Below are 17,759 nucleotides of genomic sequence, written 5' to 3'. Positions count from 1 at the left end.
GATGTACTTGGTCGGCGGCTCGCCGATGCCTGCGGCCTTGAACACATCGTCGACCAGCACGCCGTCCCAAAGCGTGTCGAGCTTCGACCATTTGGTGACGCAGTGGATGTCACGGAGCTGGTGGGCCTTGGGCAGTGCGTTGAACTCTGCCCAGTTCCATTTGGCGACAGGCTTCGGCCCGACCTTGAGGGTGAAGGACCAGTCCTCGAGGCTGATACGAGGCGTGGGGCCGGCGGACAGAACGGGGAAGTCGGCGGTCAGCGATTGCCCAGGCGGCAGCCGCTTGGCGATGTCGGGCGTCTGCTGCCGTCCGGTAAATCCGCGGGTGATCATGCTTCAATTCTCTAATGCCAGACTCGACATCTTACAGATAAGCACACGAGGCCCTGCGCCACACGCATGTTAACCATAGCTTCCGAGCATCCCTTGGAGCATGGCTCATGACGAAAAAAGTCTCTAAACTCCCTCCGTCCAATACATGCAGTAACAGGGGGAATATCCATGAAATCGTATCGCGTTTTGTTGCTCGTCGCTTGTGCTTCGATGCTTGGCGTTGCCGGTGCGGCGCAAGCCGAGTCGGTCACCGTCACCAAGGCGGTGCAGGACGCTTGCGCCTGGGAATACGACAAGTTCTGCAACCAGTATGGGCTTGGCAGCGAGCTTCTCGACATCTGCTTCAAGCAGAACGCCCGCAACATGACCAAGGCTTGCGTCGACGCGCTGGTCGCGGCCGGCGACGTTTCGCAGGAATATGTCGATCAGCAGAAGAAGCTGTTGGGCAAGTAGGATCAGGGTCGCGTTCATCACATCCGCTTGACAGGAGGGTGGCAACGCCGGTGGTGCGAGGAGATGCCATACGCAAAGCATTGGTGTGTGCTGTTTCTATACAGTTGCTTGCGAGCGCGTCTATGTGCCTTGCCCAAGGTAGCGAGAAGCAGCGACCGTTCCCGCAGCTTATTGCCGACGGCTATGAGATCAAGGCCGTGACCCTAAATCCGGCCGAGGAAGGGAGAGGGAAGACCAACCACGTCCTCGTGACCTTGCAGAAGGACAAGTCGGTCGCCGTTTGCACCTTCGCCCCGCCGGATTGGGAAAACATGACCGACGCTGCCCTTGCGGACCCGAAATCGTGCGACGTTCGCTGACGGGTGGTCGTCGAGGCAAGCCAGGGCGAACTGCGCTCATCTCACTTCCTGGTTGACGAAGCGATAGTCCAACCTGTTGCGCAGATGCAAGCAAGCACACTTTCTTTAGGAGGAGGGTACGCATCGCCAAGGGAATCGCTTTAAACTCCGCCGTTCTCAATCGATCGCTTCAACGGGGCGGGGAGGCTATGTTGATGAATTCCTATTGCGCGAGACTGCTTGTCGGTGTCGTCTCGGCCGTTTGCTTGGCCTGCGCGGCGCAAGCTCAACCGATCACCAAGGCGGTGCAAGCGGCCTGCAAGGACGACTACAAGCAATTTTGCAGTGAATATGGGCTAGAGACCTCGGGTCTCAGGTCGTGCATGGACCGGAATGGGCACAATCTGTCCAAGGTCTGCGTGAATGCGCTGGTCAAGGGCGGCGAGGTCAGCCAGGCCGAGGTCGAGCGCCGCAAGCGGGCCGCCCGCTAGCAGGACGCGTTAGGCTTGCTCCAAGCTCAAGCACAACCGCGGCGCTGAGACGTGTCGCGGCAAACATTCCTTATGCTCGCATGGTAAAATCCTCCGCCAAAAGTAGTAGGGAATTCGGCTGGAGATGCGATCCTCCTCATGCTCCACTGTGGCCCGCCTTTTGTGCGGCGCCGTACCTAGATCGACCAGGACCGCAAAGAGAGGATCGAATGACCATAACCGGCGGGTGCCAGTGCGGCGCCGTGCGGTATCGAATCGAAGCCGAACCGCTGGTGGCGCGGATCTGCTGGTGCCGATTTTGCCAGTTCCTCGGCGCTGGCAGCGCCACGGTCAACGTCACCTTCCTGACCGAGGCCGTCAGCATCGAGGGCGCGCTCAGCGACCTCGTCAACACGGCCGACAGCGGCAACGTCATGCATTGCCGCTTCTGCCCGGTCTGCGGAACCCACGTCTATATCCAGAGCGAAAGGCGCCCGCATTTTTTCACTGTGCGCGCCGGAACGCTGGACGATCCGGAGATCGGCAAGCCCAGCATCACCATCTGGACCTCGATGGCCCCAAGCTGGGCGGCCATCGATCCGAACCTCCCGCATCACGAGCGGCAGCCGCCGCCGCCATCGCCGAAGTGAAGCGGATCGGCTGGCCGTCATCGGGTTTCTTGACGGGGAGCGGTGGCGAAAAAGGAAATTTGGGCACCCGCTGGAAGGCGGGTGCCCAATAGGGGAGGGGGAAGAGGTTGATGGTCATCAGCGTCCCCGGTTACGGCCTAGCGCCGCAAGGTCTAGCGCTGGCTGTAGGGGTTGCCGAACTGCTCGGCCATGGCCGGGGCAGTGGCGGCGGCGAAGGTGAGGATCAAAGCGGCGGCGAGGAAAATCTTCTTCATGAGAGGTCTCCGATCTTGGGGCGGCCTGTTGACCGAAGGCTCCAACCGGCTGGCCGTTTGTCCGATTGAACATGAACACATGTGGTCGGCGCCGGCTGGTTCTTCCAATAGCCGGCGGCTATGGTTTTCCTGCTTTTGCAGCACTGGATGCAGTCGTCATGCGATTGCCCTAAAGTTGCAGAAATCTATGGTCCCCCGGTCGGCGCAAGGCGCGAGACGCCCATGGCCTACACCATCAAAGTCAACGGAACGGATCGCAGCGTCGATGTCGACGGCGATACTCCGCTCCTCTGGGTGCTGCGCGACGTCATCGGGCTGACCGGCACCAAGTTCGGCTGCGGCATGGCGCTGTGCGGCGCTTGCACGGTGCATTTGAACGGCAGCCCCATCCGCTCCTGCATCACCCCGGTCGAGAGCGTGGGCGACGGGACGGTCACCACCATCGAAGGGATCGGGGACACGCCCGCCGGCAAAAAGATTCAACAGGCGTGGCTCGATCTCGAGGTCGTGCAGTGCGGCTATTGTCAGTCCGGCCAGATCATGTCGGCGTCGGCGTTGCTCGCGAGCAACCCCAAGCCGAGCGACACCGATATCGATGCGGCGATGTCCGGCAATATCTGCCGCTGCGGCACCTATCGTCGCATTCGTGAAGCGATCAAGCAGGCGGCGCGAACCACTCCTGGACAGTCGGGCTAGCCATGATCTTCGATCAACCAGATCCCGCAACTGATGATGCCGCCGGCGCGGCACCCGCCAAAGGTTTCTCCCGCCGGGGGTTCTTGCAGGCCGGCGCCGCGTTCGGCGGTGGTCTGTTGCTGAGCTTCAAGGTTCCGCCCGGACTCAGCGGTCTGCTCGCCGCGCCTGCCGATGTCTTCGCGCCGAACGCCTTCATCCGCATCGCAACCGACGGCAGCGTGACGCTGATCATGGCGCCGGTCGAGATGGGCCAAGGCACCTATACGTCGATGCCAATGATCATCGCCGAGGAATTGGAAGTGGAGCTGAGCCAAGTGCAGGTCGAAGCGGCGCCTCCCGACCGGAAACTCTACGGCAACCCCTTGCTCGGCGGCGATCAGGCGGACGGCGGCTCGACCTCGGTGCGCGCTTTCTTCGATCCGCTCCGCCGCGCCGGTGCCACCGCTCGCGTCATGTTGGTGGCAGCGGCCGCCGGGACGTGGAACGTCGATCCGGCGTCATGCCGCGCCGAGAAGGGCACGGTGCTCCATGTGCCGACCGGGCGGACGCTCACTTACGGAGCTTTGGCCGGCAAAGCGGCGACCCTGCCGGTGCCGGCGCAAGTCACACTCAAGGACCCGAAGGACTTCAAGCTGATCGGCACGCCGGCCAAGCGGCTCGACACGCCGGGCAAGGTGAACGGCACGACGGTCTACGGCATCGACGTCAGGCTGCCGGGCATGAAGGTGGCGACGCTGGCGCAGTGCCCGGTGTTTGGCGGCAAGCTCGCCAGCGTCGACGACAGCAAGGCGCTTGCCGTCAAGGGCGTCCGCCAGGTAGTGCGCCTCCCCGATGCCGTGGCGGTCGTCGCCGATCATATGGGAGCGGCCAAGAAGGGGCTCGCGGCGCTCGACATCACCTGGGACGACGGCCCCAACGCGACGCTGACCACGGCTGATATCGTGACTCAATTGGAGACCGCGTCGCAACAGCCGGGCGCGGTGGCGCGCAACACGGGTGACGTGGCCGCGGGCCTCGCAAGCGCTGCCACCAAGGTCGAGGCGGTCTATCAAGTTCCGTTTCTCGCGCACGCGGCCATGGAGCCGATGAATTGCACGGTGGATGTGCGGAAGGACGGCTGCGAGGTCTGGCTCGGAACGCAAGTGGTTGCCCGCGCCCAGGACGCCACCGCGAAAGTCACTGGGCTGCCCTTGGACAAGGTTCAGGTCCACAATCATCTGATCGGTGGCGGCTTCGGCAGGCGGCTCGAAATCGACGGCGTCATCCGCGCCGTGGAGATCGCAAAGCAGGTCGATGGTCCGGTAAAGGTCATCTGGACACGCGAGGAGGACATCCAGCACGACATGTACCGGCCTTATTTTTACGACCGCCTGGCCGCGGGCCTGGACGCGCAAGGGATGCCGGTCGCCTGGAGTCACCGGTTCGCGGGCTCCTCCATCCTCGCCCGCTGGGCGCCGCCGGTCTTCAAGGACGGACTCGACTTCGACACGATCGATGGCGCCGCTCAACCGCCCTACGCCCTGCCGAACATCAAGGTCGACTATATCCGGCAGGAACCGCCCGGCATTCCTACCGCGTTCTGGCGGAGCGTCGGCCCGTCGCACAACATTTTCGTGGTCGAAAGCTTCATCGACGAGCTCGCGGCCGCCGCGAAGAAGGATCCCGTCGAGTTTCGTCGAGCTTTGCTGGACGAGAATCCGCGGGCCAAGGCTGTGCTCGAGCTCGCGGCGGAGAAGGCCGGGTGGGGGCAACCGCTGGCGCAACGCGTTGGCCGCGGTGTGGCATTGCAATCCGTGTTCGGGACTTATCTGGCTGAGGTCGCCGAGGTCGCCGTCTCAAAGGACGGCGCGGTCCAAGTCCAGCGCGTCGTCTGTGCCGTGGACTGCGGCATTCCCATCAATCCCGATACCATCACGGCGCAGGTCGAAGGAGCCATCGTTTTCGGCCTCAGCGCCGCCCTCTATGGCGAGATCACCCTGAAGGGCGGCCGTGTGCAGCAGAATAATTTCAACGACTATCAGGTCTTGCGCATGAATGAGGCGCCTGTCATCGAGGTTCACCTCATCAAGAACACCGAGAGCCCGGGAGGAATGGGCGAGCCCGGAACCTCGGCGCTCCCGCCGGCGGTCACCAACGCCATTTTTGCCGCGACCGGTGTGCGGCTGCGCAAGCTCCCCATCGACACGAGCCTCCTCAAATCAACCTAAGTGTGCACACGAAGGCGTTCAGGCGTCGCGCCACTTGGCGAACGTCGCAGCCTGGCCGCGCACGGCGCCGTCCTCATCGATCAGCTGCCACACCACGCCGTCCTCGATAAAGAAGCGGCGGCCTGACTTGGCGATGCGCAAGCCGGAATATCCGGTGGCGAAGCCGTGGCGGGCGACGGCGTCGAGCAATCTCTGGCGATCCTCGCGGCCGACCGGCTCGGCGGAGAGGCGAGAGGGAAGCAAGACGATCTCGTCCCAGCCATATTCGAAGCAGGCTTGCGCCGCCTTGTTGGCATAGATGAAGCGCGGATCGGGATCGGTGTTGTGGGCGAGCACGGGGTGGCGCGCCTCCTCATAGAGCCATGCGGCGGAAAGGTGCTTGCCCGGCTCGAGGAAAGCCGGCTCGGCGCCCACGGTCCGCCGGTAGCTCGAGACAAGCAGGCCGAAGAAGTCAGGGTCGCGGGCCAGGTTCATCGCCGGACTAGCCAATCTTGCGGTTTGATGCGTTGAATTGCCACGGAGTGAAATTGCGGCGAACCGCCATCGGAGGCGGGAGCCAATTGAGGTCCTCGTGAATTAGTATTGAGGCGAAAGAAGCAGGAGATTTGGACGATGAGCAAGCTCGATGCCAGTAAGTCAGGGTCGTTCAAGGTCGGCGGCGAGATCAAGATCCATCGTCTCGGCTTCGGCACCATGCGCATCACCGGAAAAGGCATTTGGGGTCCGCCGGCCGACAAGGCCGAGGCCATCCGCACGCTGAAGCGCTTGCCTGATCTCGGCATCGACTTCGTCGATACCGCCAGTTCCTACGGGCCTGACGTCTCCGAGCAGCTGATCCGCGAGGCGCTCTATCCTTATCGCGGCATGCTGATCGCCACCAAGGCGGGGTTCCAGCGCCCGGGCCCCAGCGTGTGGGAGACTGACGGGCGCCCTGAGTGGCTGCGCCAGGAAGCGCTCAAGAGCTGCAAGCAGCTCGGGGTGGAGCAGGTCGGGCTTTGGCAACTGCACCGCATCGACCCCAAGGTGCCGCGCGATGAGCAGTTCGGCGCGGTCAAGTCGCTGCTCGACGACGGCATCATCCGCCATGCCGGCTTGAGCGAGGTGTCGGTCGCCGACATCGTAGCCGCTTCCAAGGTGTTCAAGGTGGCGACGGTGCAGAACCGCTACAACCTCGTCGATCGCGGCAGTGAGGACGTTCTCGACTATTGCGAGACGCATGGCATCGGCTTCATCCCCTGGTTCCCGCTTGCCGCTGGCGATCTCGCCAAGAGCGGCTCGCTCCTCGACGGCATCGCCAAGGCCCATGATGCGACCCCGAGCCAGATCGCGCTTGCCTGGGTGCTCAAGCGCAGCCCGGTCATGCTGCCGATCCCAGGCACCTCGAAGGTCGCGCATCTGGAAGAGAATGTGGCTGCGGTGAATATCACGCTGTCGGACCAGGACTTCGCCGCGCTCGACCGGGAAGGGCGCAAGGAATATCGCGCGGCTTAAAACGACCGGGCGGCCATGAGGGATTGGTAACCGATGTGAGCTAGCGTGGCGGCGCTCTAGTCTGTAAGGGTTGCCGCTATGCTGCGCGAGGAGCTGATCTTTGTTGGGACCTGCGACATCGCAGGGCAGGTGCGCGGCAAGGGATTCCCGGCGCGAGAGCTTGCCGCCCGCAAGAAGCAGGGCGTCGGCTGGACCCATTCCAACCTGATGCAGACGGCCTTCGGGCCGATCCTCGATACGCCGTTCGGCACCGGTGGCGATCTCATGGTGGTGCCGGATATGAGCGCCGAAGTCTGCGTCGATTTCGCCGACGGCTCGGCGGTCGAGCATTTCTTCCTCGGCGACATTCGCAACACCGACGGCAGCCCATGGGAGTGCTGCCCGCGCGAGTTCCTGCGCCGCGCCATCGCCGCGCTCGATGCGGCAAGCGGGCTCCATCTCATCGCCGCCTTCGAGCAAGAGTTCGTCTATACCGGGGTGGAGGACCGGCCCGGCCATGCTTATAGCCTCGGCGCCTGGCGGCGTCAGGGCGGGTTCGGCGAAAGCGTCATCGCCGCGCTCCGCGAAGCCGGGCTCAAGCCCGACTCGTTCCTTCCCGAGTATGGCCCGCGCCAATACGAGCTGACCATCGCCCCGCAACCGGCGCTGAAGGCTGCCGATCAGGCGGTGATCGCACGCGAGCTCACGCGCGCCACCGCGTTCCGCCTCGGCCACCGCGCCATCTTCTCGCCCATGCCGACGGCCGACGGCGTCGGCAACGGCGTGCACATTCATTTCAGCCTGCATGATGCCGGAGGCGCCGCCGTCACCTACGATGCGAAGGGGCCTCTTGGGTTGAGCGAGGTGGCGGCACAATTCTGCGCCGGCGTGCTGCACCATTTGCCGGCCGTCACTGCCATCACCGCGCCGTCGCCGGTGTCTTATTTGCGGCTCACGCCGAACCGCTGGGCACCGACCGCGATCGACATCGTCAAGCAGGACCGCGGCGCTGCGCTCCGCGTCTGTCCGGTGTTTGCTGGCACGACGCCCAAGAAGATCGCCAAGGCCTTCAACCTCGAGTTCCGCGTCAGCGATGGTTCGGCGAGCCCCTACATGGCGCTTGGCGCGCTGATTTTCGCCGGCGCCGACGGCATCGCGCGCAAGCTCACTCTGCCAAAATATACCGGCGAGGCGCCGCCTCTGCCGCATTCGCTTGGGGAAGCGCTCGACGGCATGGAGAAAAGCGCCGCGATCAAGGAATGGTTCGGCCCAACTTTCCTCGACGCCTATCTCCGCCACAAGCGCTCGGAGCTTGCCCATGTCGCTGCGCTCGAGCCGCCTGAGCTCTGCGCCCGTTACGCCGAGGTCTATTGAGGTTTGACCACGAGCTTCAGCACCTCGTCGGTCGAAAGCATGCGGCAATAGCCTTGAAAGCATTGCAGCGCCGCGTCGTGGCGCGCCTCCGTTTCGGCGGCGCAGGCGTCATGCACGCAATTCATGTAGTAGCCGCGGTCGGCGCCGTCTTTGACCACATGGTCGATGCACTGGTCGGTGAGGAAGCCGGCGACGAACGCGTCCTCGATGCCGATATTACGCAGGAGGTAGTCGAGGTTGGTCGAGTTGAACGCCGAGGAGGAGGTCTTGGGCAGTACGATCTCGTCGTCTTGCGGCGCGATGTCCTCGATCACGCGCGCTTCCCAGGAGCCCTTGGCGATGTTGAAGCCTGAGAGCTTGTAGTCGAGGCTGCGATCGCGCCCGTCTTTGGTCGAATTCTCGATCACGGTGTAGATCACCTCCAGCCGCGCGCGACGGAAGGCATCGAGCAAACTCCGGATGTTGGGAATGACGCGGGCCGAGGCTGCCGCGTGGAACTCCGGCTTGGACGCGGCTTGCGCCGGACCGTAGGTGCCGTTCTGCACGTCGACGATGAGAAGCGCGGTGCGCCCCTTGACGATGGGCCGGTCGCGGGTGAGGGGCTCTGGCATGATCCTCGTTTTGCGGCATCTTTTGCCCGGCAACAAGCCCCGGCAAGGCCTGTGCTAGGCTAGAGCATGATCAAAGCGGGCAGCCTCAAGCACGATTTGCCAGCGCGCCCACTCCCTAAGGAAATCGTGGACCTCGTTGTCGAGAGCCCCGCCTTGCGCATCGAACGCATCGTGTCGAGCGGGCAGGTGACACCTGAGGGTGAATGGTACGATCAGGAGACCGACGAATGGGTGCTGCTCGTTGCCGGCGCCGCGCGGCTGCACATCGAGGGCGAGGGCGAAGACCGCGCGCTCAGCGAAGGCGACTGGATCCTGCTGCCGGCCCATTGCCGCCACCGCGTGACCTGGACGTGCGCCGCGCCGCCGATGGTCTGGCTGGCCGTGCATTTTCGCCCGGACAGGCAGGCCAAATGACACGGTTAAAGGCGCTAGTGTGCAATAAACGCCGATGCTATCTATAGTTGCGTTACGACCATATCGTTTGTCGAGGAGCGAGTTATGTCTGAACTAGATTTGCACCTGGGGGACAACGCCGACTTCCACGACGGCGATTTCGCCAACGCAACCTATGTCGGCTTGAGCGTTTCTTTGCCGTTGCGCATGTCGAACCCCAGCAAGAAGAATCAGCTGATCATCATTACGTCGGCGATCGAGACCCTGGCCGACTGGCAAGCTCATGCCGTGACGATCGATTTCTTTTTTCTCGGATATCTCACGGATAAGTCCGGCTCCCCGACGGAACGGCATGTCTTTGAGATCCCCACCTACTTCATTAACGGGGCGCCGAGGCGCCTCAACATCGCGGTGGTTGGAAGGGGGCCAGGCCTCGAGGACGACTTCGTCCTGAAGTCGATCGAAGCATCGGGCTTTGATCTCAAACTCGGGTGGGTGTGACCCTCGATCCGCACGGAAGTCGCTAAGCCTAGGGTCGATTTTCGCCGAGGAAATGCCGGTAGAGCGCCATCGCGCGATTGAGGTAGGAGGCTTCCGGCACGGCGAGCCGCGAGACGAGGCCGTCGCCAGCCCAGGCGAGGCCGTAATAGCCCCACACCCCTGGGCTTCTGCGCTCGAGAAAGTGGATGGAAGTGAGATCGCCGGGATTGAACAGCGTGACGAGATAGCGGCTGACCGGGCTCACATTGTCGATGGCGACGACGAAGCGTTCCGGTCCGAAGTCCCGCACCCGCATCCGATAGACGACGTCGCCGGCGGCGCGGTTCTCGCTTTGCGCGAAATAGAGGCCGACGCCGCTTCGCATCTCGGCGAGGGTGAAGTCGGAGCGCGGGCGGCTCGCGTCGGGGCCTTCGAGCGCGCTCGCCTTGGTGATCAACGTTCGCCAGCCGCCCTCGGTCACCGACCAATATTTCAGGCCCTTCAGCGCCGAGACGGCGCCGAAGCGCGCAAGCAGCGCATCGGCGCTTCCCGTGAATGGAAAGCTGCCGGCGACGGCAACCAAGACGCCATCGCCCTTTGCGGTGAAGCCGGCGCAGGCTGGCGGCGTCCAGCCGCCGAGCTCGGCGCTCTTCCACACATGGCTGTTGGGTGGGGCGCCGGGCGCCGCATAGGCAGGAACCGGCTCAACGCCGGCACAAGGCGGAAGCGGCCCTCGCTCGGCGGCGCATAGACCGGCCGAACATAGGAGCACGGCGATGGCAAGCAGCGTGCGCAAGGAGACTGGCACTCTTTCCGACCTGGGAGGAAAGCCTAGCCTAAGAGCGCGGCTACTCTGCGGCGAGACCTAGGTCCGGACTCTCGGCGCCTGCTTCGCTGGCTCTATCCCCGGCCGAAACGCTCCATTTGCGTTGGATCGCATCATAATTGGACTCGAACGGACAGGTCACCGACACGCGCTGATCGTCGACCACGCGATAATGCGCCGCAAGCACCGGCACGCGGAAAGCCGGCTTCTCTCGTGTCACTCGCAGCAAAAGGTCCCAGTCCACCAGGCGGCTCAGTCCCTCATCGAATCCACCGTAGCTCTCAATGAGAGACCGGCGGTGCACGACGGTGTTGAGATCGATGTAGTTGGCGCGGAGCAGCCGGCGCCAATCGAACGCCTCGAACAGAATCGTGCGCGGAGCCTGGGGATGCGCTTCAGTCACGAGCGCCCCGTAGACGCAATCGATCTCGGCAAGCGCCGCGAGCGCGGTAACCGCGGCATCGAGAAAATGCGGGTACCACAAATTGTCGCTGTCGATATAGGCGATCAGCGCGCCATGCGACAGGCTGACCGCGCGGTTGCGCGCCGCGGCGTGCCCGGAAGCCTCTTGCACGACATACCGGATGCGCCGGTCGGGCAGAAATGCCGCGACCACCTCGGAGGTCCGGTCACGGCTGCCATCGTCGACGATGATCAGCTCCCAACTGGCAAAACTCTGGGCCTGGACGCTTCTGATGGCATCGCCGATGGAGGCGGCGCGATCGCGCGTCGGGAGCACGACGCTGACAAGTGGCACGGAAGGATCGGGGTGGCTGGCGGGGCCGATCAAGAAGGCTGGACCGGTCAGCCGCCGCTTGACCCGCTCGGCGCGGGCCTCAAAGTCCCTCTCGCCTCTGACAAGACCCGCAAGCTCCGTGTCGATTTCGGCCAGCAGAGCCTCGATCTCTCGCCGCATGACGTCACTGCCGGTTTGATCGGCGACCTCACCCATGGATCGTTCTATTCCTTGCTGATGAAGCGGGAGCGGTCGCGCATGGCATGATAATTTTCGCACGTGGTGCAGGGGATGTCATCGCGCGGCGGTTTCCGCCCGCTCAACATCTCGCGCGCGTAAGTCATATTTTCGTTATTGAGGCTCTCGATCAAGCCCTCGCTGAAGGCATTGCCGCCAAAATCCCCCCAAAAATTCCTGCAGCAGCCTAGAACTTTTCCATCCCAATTGATCTGCGGGTCATCCCAGAGTTGATGACAGATGCCGCTCGCATATTTCTCGCCATGGAGTTCCTCGAACTCATCACGCGTGGCCGGTATGCCTGTCTGGGCGCGGACGAACGCGTGATCGCGAATGGGTGAGAATTTGGAATCCCAGGTCAGCTTGGTGCGGAACTCCATGCCCAGCCGCTCCGCCATCTCACGGGCGATGGGGATTTCGTGCTCGTTGTGGCCGAATACGACGAACTGCCAAACAAGGTGGGGCAAGTCCGAGGCGTAAGCGCGCTTATGGGCGTTGATCCTTTCAATATTGGCGATCACCGCGTCGAAATCGCCACGCACGCGATAGATGCTGTAGGTCTCCGGGCTCGCGCCGTCGATCGAGCACGTCATGATCTTCACTCGATACCTAACCAGTCCTTCGAGAGCCTCCTCCTTGGCGTGGTTCAGGTTGACTCCGTTCTCCAGCGTGATCGGGACTCCCTGGCGATGGGCGTATTCGAGAATCCGGAGCAAATGCGGATTGAGAAATATCTCGCCGTAGTTGGAAATCTCGATGCGCTCCAGATTTGGGTTGAGGTCCAGGAGACGCTGGAAGTTCTCAAATTCGAGAAAGCCGCTGCCAACCGCCGGATGAATTGCACCAGTCGTGGTCGGGCACGAAGGGCAGCGCAATTGGCAAAAGGATGACGCCTCCAGCCTGATGCGGCGGGGAGAGACGGTGGCCGCCGAACCTGGTCCTCCATCGGGTCCTCGACGAACAAGGTTTTGCACCATTGCTTATCGCCAATATGCCGTCTGGGGACCGAAAGCTTTCGACGGGCGCAGCCGAACTCCCTCGATGTGGAGCACCGAGGGACATGATATTCAGAGTATGTCGAGTTTGGCCGGATGCGGCAAGGAGAGGCGCGCGGCTACTCTGCGGCGAGCCTCACATATTGGCCGTTGGCTACCGGGCAGCGCGCCCACAGCTGCTGCAAGGCAGCGATCAGCGCTGCCATCTGCGCGTCGGTGTGCACCGGCGACGGCGTCAGCCGCATGCGCTCGGTGCCGCGCGGCACCGTCGGATAGTTGATCGGCTGCACGTAAATTCCGTAATGCTCGAGCAGAGTGTCGGTCACCGCCTTGCAGTGCACCGGATCGCCGACCATCACCGGAACGATGTGGCTCGGATTGTCCATCACCGGAAGGCCGGCGGCGATGAGCTGAGTTTTCAGCGTGCGCACGCGCTCCTGCATGCGCACCCGCTCGACATTGCTTACCTTCAGATGACGGATGCTGGCAAGCGCGCCGGCGACGATGGCAGGCGCGAGCGAGGTGGTGAAGATGAAGCCGGGCGCATAAGAGCGGATGGCGTCGCAGCAGGCCTTGCTTGCGGCGATATATCCGCCCATGACGCCGAAGCCCTTGGCCAGCGTGCCGTTGATGATGTCGATGCGGTGCATCACGTTATCGCGCTCGGCGATACCGCCGCCGCGCGGGCCGTAGAGCCCGACGGCGTGGACTTCATCGAGGTAGGTCAGGGCATTGTACTTGGCGGCGAGGTCGGCGATGGCTTCGATGGGAGCGATGTGACCGTCCATCGAATAGACGCTCTCGAACACGATGATCTTCGGCGTGCCGCGCGGGTACTTCTTGAGCTTCTCCTCGAGGTGCTCGACGTCGTTGTGGCGGAAGATATGCTTTTCGCCGCCGCCGTGGCGGATGCCCTGGATCATCGAGGCGTGGTTCTTCTCGTCGGAGAAGATCACGAGACCGGGTACGAGACGCTGGAGGGTGGAGAGCGTGGCATCGTTGGCGATATAGGCCGAGGTGAAGAGGAGGGCTGCCTCCTTGCCGTGCAGATCGGCAAGCTCGGCCTCAAGCTCGACATGATAATGCGTGGTGCCGGAGATGTTGCGGGTGCCGCCGGAGCCGGCGCCGACCGTATCGATCGCCTCATGCATGGCGGCGCGCACCGCCGGGTGCTGGCTCATGCCGAGATAGTCGTTCGAGCACCACACCGTCACATCGCGAGTGCCCTTGCCGGTGAACTGATCGGCGGCAGGATAGGCCCCGCAGCGGCGCTTCAGGTCGGCGAAGACCCGGTAGCGGCCTTCGCGGTGAAGCGCTTCGAGGTGCTCGCGAAAATAAGTGTCGTAGTCCATCATCCTCAACCTGAACTCTTCGGCGACCCGGCTCTTTTGAACCACACCCGGCCACGGAAATATAGTGGCTCGGCTTCCTTCTTTGCCTGCCAAAGCGTCGCGCGTTTTGGTGAAATTGCCCAAAATCCCAACAAATCGCCCATGTTCAACGCCTCGGCCTGAAAGAGTGTCGGCAAGTCCTATAGCTGGGCTTTTCTGAACGTAAGCAAAACGAAGATTCGGCCTCGTTCGTTCGGAGAAGTCTTAAGGCTCGAAGCCCAGCGCTCCTTGACCTATCTCAAAGAGGGGGCGGGATCGGTCTCGCTAAAGCCCGCCCAATCGGTCATTGACGGCGGCGGACTGGGGCATGAGAAGCTGAGCCCCACCCGAACGGACAAGACCTTGGCTCGCAACCGGCACAAACCTCCACACAAAAGAACGCGGCAGAAGCCGGGCCCGGAGCAATCGGCCCCCGCGCAGGAGGCAAGTGAGGAGCCGCGCGCGGGCGGCGCTCCAAAGCGCGCGCTTTTCATTGCGGCCGGCGCCGCCGCCGCCATCGTGCTTGGCACCGGAGTGCTCTTTGCGCTCTACGGGTCGCCGACCAAGCCGCCGGATGAGGGCGGTCGTTCGGCACAAGCCCTGAGCTTCGTCGGCAGCGACACCTGCGCCTCATGCCATGGCGGGGAGGCGAAGCTGTGGCACGGATCGCAACACGCGCACGCCATGGCGCATGCCACCGAGCAGAGCGTGCTCGGCGATTTCAACGATGCGAGCTTCGACTACTTCGGCCTGCGCTCGCGCTTCTTCCGCAAGGACGGCAAGTTCTTCGTCGAGACCGACGGCCCGGACGGCAAGCTCGCACCTTTCGAGGTGAAATACACTTTCGGGCTTTATCCCTTGCAGCAATATCTCGTCGAGTTTCCCGACGGGCGGATCCAGGCGCTCTCGCTTGCCTGGGACTCGCGCCCCAAGAGCGAAGGAGGGCAGCGCTGGTTCCACCTCTATCCGCATGAGGAGATCCGCCACGACGACGTGCTGCACTGGACCAAGCTCAATCAGAATTGGAACTTCATGTGCGCCGAGTGCCACTCGACAGGCGTGCGCAAGAATTACGACGCTGCGAAGGACCGCTTCGCCACGACGTGGGCCGAGATCAGCGTCGGCTGCGAAACTTGCCACGGCCAGGGCTCGGCGCATGTGGCCTGGGCCAAGGGGCAAGGCGGCAAGGAGAACGACCCCGACAAGGGCCTCGTCGTGCGCTTCGACGAACGAACCGGGGTGACCTGGGCACACGACGCGAAGACCGGCAATCCGGTGCGGAGCGCTTCGCCTACGGATCTGCGCAAGGAGGTCGAGACTTGTGGGCTCTGCCATGCGCGGCGTGGGCAACTGTCCGAAGACTGGGTGCCGGGGCGGCCGCTCTCCGACACGCATCTCGTGGCGGTGCTCTCCCAAGGGCTCTACCAGGCTGACGGGCAGATGCTGGACGAGGTCTATAACTACGGCTCCTTCAAGCAGAGCAGGATGTATGCGGCAGGCGTGACCTGCAGCGACTGCCACGATCCGCACAGCGCCAAGCTGAAATTCTCAGGCGACCCGGTCTGCCTGCAATGCCACACCGGCGCTTACGCCAAGCCCGCGCATACCCATCACCAGGGGGTCAACCCGGCGCTGACCTGCGTGTCCTGTCATATGCCAGAGCGCACCTTCATGGTGATCGACCAGCGGCACGATCACAGCTTCCGCGTTCCCCGCCCTGACCTGTCGGATCAGTTCGAGACGAGCAACGCCTGCAACGATTGCCATAAGGACAAGCCGGCCTCATGGGCTGCCACGGCAATCGAAGGCTGGTTCGGACCTGAGCGCGAAGGTCTGCAAAATTACGCGCACGCCTTCCATGCGGCGTGGCACGACGAGCCAGGCGCTGCCACCCTGCTTGCCGCCGTCGCTGCCGATGCCAAGGCCCCTGCCTTCGCCCGCGCCGGCGCGCTCGCCGAGCTTGCCGGCCATGTTTCTCCGGCCAATCTCGGTCTGGCGCGAGCGGGACTGTCAGATCCCGATCCAATGGTGCGCATCGCCGCGCTCGACATGCTGGACAATGTGCCGCCGAACCAGCTCTGGCCGGTGGTTTCGCCGCTTCTGTCCGATCCCGTGCTTGGCGTGCGCATCAAAGCTGCGTCCCTGCTCGCGGGCGTCTCGGGCGATCGACTCTCGGGGGTTGACGGCGAGCGGCTGAAGCGCGCGACGCAGGAGTTTCTGGCGGCGCAGGCGTTGAATGCCGATCGGCCGGAAGCGCGGGCGACGCTCGGCGGCTTCTACGCAAGGCAGGGGCAGGCGAGCGAGGCGGAGGAGGAATACAAGGCGGCGCTGCGGCTAAGTCCGGCCTTTGGCCCGGCCGCGGCCAATCTCGCCGACCTCTACCGCCAGCTTGGGCGTGACGCCGATGCCGAGAGCGTGCTGCGCCGCGCAATCGAAGCCTCGCCCAAGGACGCCGGGCTGCATCACGCGCTCGGCCTCGCCTTGGTGCGGCTGAAGCGCCAGGACGGGGCGCTTGCCGAGCTTGCCAGTGCCGCCGCGCTCGAGCCAACCCGCACACGCTATGCCTATGTCTATGCCGTGGCGCTCGAGGCGAGCGGCCGCCGCGGCGATGCAATCCAGGCTCTCAAGGATAATCTCGCCCGGCACAAGGGGGATCGCGACACGCTCTCCGCGCTCGTCAGCTTCAACCGCGATGCCGGGGATATCGCGGCCGCGCTCATCTATGCGGAAGAGCTTGCGAAGATTGAGCCTGATAACACCGAGCTCAGAAGTTTGATCGAGACGCTGCGCCCTGGGGCGCAAGGGAAGCAGCAGTGACGGGCTTGCGCGCTTAGCGGTCTGTTTACCGCTTTGACCCTCTCGGCTCATCGAGCCAGCTCTGCGCTGCATGATCTTGGCCAGATGCAGCCGGTGCAGCTATAACCGTGCTGGATACTCACTTAGGAAGTGGCCTGACCCTTCAGGTCACGACAATCAGTCGCAGCAATCTGGAGGAACATGATGGCGGACCAGGCAATTACCAGAGACCAGCTGGCAAAGCTTTTGAACGAGGACCTTTCCCGCGAATATCAGGCGATCATCGCCTACGTGGTCTATTCGCAGGTGCTGAAGGGCGCCGAATATATGAACATCGCCGATCAGCTCGAGCAGCATGCCCATCAAGAGCTGCAGCATGCCCTGATCCTCTCGCGGCAGATCGATTATCTCGGCAAGATGCCGACCGTCACGCCGAAGCCGGTCAAGGTCTCGGAGAAACCGCGCGACATGCTGAAATTCGATTTGGATAACGAGAATGAAACCATCGTTAACTACCGCGAGCGAATTAGGCAGTGCGAGGCGCTCGGCGAGTTTGCCATGGCCGAACAAATCCGGGAAATTCTCGTGCAGGAGCAGGATCACCAGATCGATCTCGCCACCGCGCTCGGCGAGGATGTGCCGGACGTGAGCCGCTTGAAGGCGACCGGGGCGACCAAGCGGAAGCGCTGATTTCGGCTTTGGGGGGATTGAGGGAGCCCGCGTGGACCCCGAAACCAATTAAGGAGGAAATGACAATGGCTGCTCAAGCCACTTGGATGCCGAGCACCGAATATGGCGAAATTCACAATCGGGCCGAGCTGCCGGAAAGCGTGTTCGCCTTTCCGCGGCAACGCAAAGAGCCACTGACCGACGCCGGTCACGTGAAGAACGCGCTGGCGCGCTTCGATCAGGTCGAGGGTGTTTCCGACGCCGACCGCGAGCTCGCCTTCGCCAACATCAAGAAGGCGGCGCAGTATTACGGCGTCGACGTGAAAGAGAGCAGCTGGCGCGAACTTGGGCGCCGCTAAACACGAAGTGTCGCGACCGGCAATTTCGAGGGGCTGGCGTTC

At 63.2% G+C, this 17,759-nt stretch carries 20 protein-coding genes; 13 read left to right on the top strand and 7 right to left on the bottom strand.

Features of this window, described 5'->3' with window-relative positions; genetic code table 11:
* Positions 1 to 333: molybdopterin-dependent oxidoreductase (locus tag ACREC7_RS07120; protein ID WP_431554991.1), on the bottom strand; the 333-nt coding region annotated here is incomplete at its 3' end.
* Positions 334 to 501: 168 nt separating this feature from the next.
* On the opposite strand from ACREC7_RS07120, the gene ACREC7_RS07115 reads away from it, so the two are divergent.
* The 6 genes from ACREC7_RS07115 (at position 502) to ACREC7_RS07090 (ending at position 5,401) form a co-directional block, all read left to right on the top strand.
* On the top strand, positions 502 to 786 hold the full coding sequence (locus tag ACREC7_RS07115; protein ID WP_431554990.1) for a hypothetical protein: 285 nt from the start codon (positions 502 to 504) through the stop codon (positions 784 to 786).
* A 122-nt stretch (positions 787 to 908) separates the two neighbouring features.
* Entirely contained in the window at positions 909 to 1,145 is a 237-nt protein-coding gene (locus ACREC7_RS07110; RefSeq protein WP_431554989.1) for a hypothetical protein, read from the top strand.
* A 194-nt stretch (positions 1,146 to 1,339) separates the two neighbouring features.
* Positions 1,340 to 1,615, top strand: a complete 276-nt coding sequence (locus ACREC7_RS07105) for a hypothetical protein (protein WP_431554988.1) — start codon at positions 1,340 to 1,342, stop codon at positions 1,613 to 1,615.
* A gap of 209 nt (positions 1,616 to 1,824) precedes the next feature.
* Entirely contained in the window at positions 1,825 to 2,244 is a 420-nt protein-coding gene (locus ACREC7_RS07100) for a GFA family protein (RefSeq protein ID WP_431554987.1), read from the top strand.
* A 476-nt stretch (positions 2,245 to 2,720) separates the two neighbouring features.
* On the top strand, positions 2,721 to 3,194 hold the full coding sequence (locus ACREC7_RS07095) for a (2Fe-2S)-binding protein (protein WP_431554986.1): 474 nt from the start codon (positions 2,721 to 2,723) through the stop codon (positions 3,192 to 3,194).
* A gap of 2 nt (positions 3,195 to 3,196) precedes the next feature.
* Positions 3,197 to 5,401, top strand: a complete 2,205-nt coding sequence (locus tag ACREC7_RS07090) for a molybdopterin cofactor-binding domain-containing protein (RefSeq protein ID WP_431554985.1) — start codon at positions 3,197 to 3,199, stop codon at positions 5,399 to 5,401.
* A gap of 18 nt (positions 5,402 to 5,419) precedes the next feature.
* On the opposite strand, the gene ACREC7_RS07085 is transcribed toward ACREC7_RS07090, so the two are convergent.
* Positions 5,420 to 5,875, bottom strand: coding sequence for an MEKHLA domain-containing protein (locus ACREC7_RS07085; protein WP_431554984.1), 456 nt, complete (start codon positions 5,873 to 5,875; stop codon positions 5,420 to 5,422).
* Positions 5,876 to 6,013: 138 nt separating this feature from the next.
* Here ACREC7_RS07085 and ACREC7_RS07080 point away from each other — a divergent pair, with 138 nt between their 5' ends.
* Complete coding sequence (locus ACREC7_RS07080) at positions 6,014 to 6,892, top strand: aldo/keto reductase (RefSeq protein ID WP_431554983.1); 879 nt, start codon at positions 6,014 to 6,016, stop codon at positions 6,890 to 6,892.
* 78 nt (positions 6,893 to 6,970) lie between these two features.
* Positions 6,971 to 8,245: a glutamine synthetase family protein gene (locus tag ACREC7_RS07075; protein WP_431554982.1), complete on the top strand. Its 1,275-nt coding sequence runs from the start codon at positions 6,971 to 6,973 to the stop codon at positions 8,243 to 8,245.
* Here the strand turns inward: ACREC7_RS07075 and ACREC7_RS07070 are convergent.
* On the bottom strand, positions 8,239 to 8,856 hold the full coding sequence (locus tag ACREC7_RS07070) for a cysteine hydrolase family protein (RefSeq protein ID WP_431554981.1): 618 nt from the start codon (positions 8,854 to 8,856) through the stop codon (positions 8,239 to 8,241). The genes ACREC7_RS07075 and ACREC7_RS07070 overlap by 7 nt on opposite strands.
* Before the next feature lie 126 nt (positions 8,857 to 8,982).
* Between ACREC7_RS07070 and ACREC7_RS07065 the strand changes: the two genes are divergently transcribed.
* The gene (locus tag ACREC7_RS07065) at positions 8,983 to 9,270 is read left to right on the top strand and encodes a cupin domain-containing protein (RefSeq protein ID WP_431554980.1); all 288 of its coding nucleotides are present in this window, start codon (positions 8,983 to 8,985) and stop codon (positions 9,268 to 9,270) included.
* A gap of 84 nt (positions 9,271 to 9,354) precedes the next feature.
* Positions 9,355 to 9,750 carry a hypothetical protein gene (locus ACREC7_RS07060; RefSeq protein ID WP_431554979.1) on the top strand — a complete coding sequence of 132 codons (396 nt, stop codon included), beginning with the start codon at positions 9,355 to 9,357 and terminating at the stop codon, positions 9,748 to 9,750.
* Positions 9,751 to 9,778: 28 nt separating this feature from the next.
* On the opposite strand, the gene ACREC7_RS07055 is transcribed toward ACREC7_RS07060, so the two are convergent.
* The 4 genes from ACREC7_RS07055 to hemA all read right to left on the bottom strand — a co-directional run bounded on the left by ACREC7_RS07055 (position 9,779) and on the right by hemA (position 13,875).
* Positions 9,779 to 10,537 (bottom strand): DUF6675 family protein, encoded by a 759-nt coding sequence (locus ACREC7_RS07055; protein WP_431554978.1) that lies wholly within the window; start codon positions 10,535 to 10,537, stop codon positions 9,779 to 9,781.
* A gap of 40 nt (positions 10,538 to 10,577) precedes the next feature.
* On the bottom strand, positions 10,578 to 11,507 hold the full coding sequence (locus tag ACREC7_RS07050; protein WP_431554977.1) for a glycosyltransferase family 2 protein: 930 nt from the start codon (positions 11,505 to 11,507) through the stop codon (positions 10,578 to 10,580).
* Between the two features lie 8 nt (positions 11,508 to 11,515).
* Positions 11,516 to 12,505 carry a radical SAM/SPASM domain-containing protein gene (locus ACREC7_RS07045; RefSeq protein ID WP_431554976.1) on the bottom strand — a complete coding sequence of 330 codons (990 nt, stop codon included), beginning with the start codon at positions 12,503 to 12,505 and terminating at the stop codon, positions 11,516 to 11,518.
* Positions 12,506 to 12,642: 137 nt separating this feature from the next.
* Positions 12,643 to 13,875: a 5-aminolevulinate synthase gene (gene hemA, locus ACREC7_RS07040; RefSeq protein ID WP_431554994.1), complete on the bottom strand. Its 1,233-nt coding sequence runs from the start codon at positions 13,873 to 13,875 to the stop codon at positions 12,643 to 12,645.
* A gap of 702 nt (positions 13,876 to 14,577) precedes the next feature.
* Between hemA and ACREC7_RS07035 the strand changes: the two genes are divergently transcribed.
* From ACREC7_RS07035 to ACREC7_RS07025, 3 genes are all read left to right on the top strand, one after another.
* A complete protein-coding gene (locus ACREC7_RS07035; RefSeq protein WP_431554993.1) occupies positions 14,578 to 16,710 on the top strand; it encodes a tetratricopeptide repeat protein in 2,133 nt (710 codons plus the stop codon).
* A 183-nt stretch (positions 16,711 to 16,893) separates the two neighbouring features.
* Entirely contained in the window at positions 16,894 to 17,379 is a 486-nt protein-coding gene (locus ACREC7_RS07030; protein WP_431554975.1) for a ferritin-like domain-containing protein, read from the top strand.
* A 65-nt stretch (positions 17,380 to 17,444) separates the two neighbouring features.
* The gene (locus ACREC7_RS07025; RefSeq protein WP_431554974.1) at positions 17,445 to 17,717 is read left to right on the top strand and encodes a DUF6582 domain-containing protein; all 273 of its coding nucleotides are present in this window, start codon (positions 17,445 to 17,447) and stop codon (positions 17,715 to 17,717) included.
* Positions 17,718 to 17,759 lie beyond the last annotated feature (42 nt).

The organism is Methyloceanibacter sp., from assembly GCF_050728395.1.
Classification (GTDB): Bacteria; Pseudomonadota; Alphaproteobacteria; order Rhizobiales; family Methyloligellaceae; genus Methyloceanibacter.
Note: the sequence above shows the minus strand (reverse complement) of the source record. Positions and strands in the feature narration are given on the sequence as shown.